Source organism: Bacteroides sp. 1_1_14, assembly GCF_000162515.1.
Classification (GTDB): domain Bacteria; phylum Bacteroidota; class Bacteroidia; order Bacteroidales; family Bacteroidaceae; genus Bacteroides; species Bacteroides thetaiotaomicron.
This window is the reverse complement of sequence record NZ_GG774752.1, coordinates 1-744: the sequence shown is the minus strand read 5'-3', so window position 1 is coordinate 744 and position 744 is coordinate 1. Positions and strand designations below refer to the sequence as shown.

Here is a 744-nt window from a genome sequence, read left to right as displayed (position 1 = left end):
TTCTTGAAAGCCAGTATCGTAAATTCACGTACAGTATGGTATTCGCCTGTGGCAATTACAAAATCTTCAGGAGTATCATGCTGAAGAATCAGCCACATACACTCAACATAGTCCTTGGCGTATCCCCAGTCACGAAGTGAGTTCAGGTTTCCCAAATAAAGTTTGTCCTGAAGCCCTTGTGCAATACGGGCAGCGGCTAACGTAATCTTACGGGTCACAAAAGTCTCTCCTCTCCGCTCACTTTCATGATTAAACAGGATTCCGTTTACAGCATACATACCGTAGCTCTCACGATAGTTCTTGGTAATCCAGAAACCGTATTGTTTGGCCACTCCATACGGGGAACGGGGATAGAATGGAGTAGTTTCCTTCTGTGGAACTTCCTGTACCAAACCGAATAGTTCGGAAGTCGAAGCCTGATATATCCTTGTCTTCTTTTCCATTCCAAGAATACGGACAGCCTCCAGCATACGAAGTGTACCGATGGCATCCGCTTCGGCTGTATATTCAGGTACGTCAAAAGATACTTTCACATGACTTTGTGCAGCCAGGTTATAAATTTCATCCGGTTGTACCTGCTGGATAATACGGATCAAAGAACTGGAATCTGTCATATCCCCATAATGAAGATTGACCAGACGATCCTTTTTCATGTCACGTACCCACTCATCCAAGTAAAGGTGTTCGATGCGTGCGGTGTTGAAAGAAGAAGAACGACGAAGGATACCATGGACTTCATATCCT

General features: G+C 44.5%; 1 protein-coding gene. It reads right to left on the bottom strand.

What is annotated here, in order from left to right; genetic code table 11:
- The coding region (gene gmd / locus HMPREF9007_RS00040; RefSeq protein ID WP_008763929.1) for a GDP-mannose 4,6-dehydratase at nt 1-744 on the bottom strand (744 nt) is incomplete at both ends.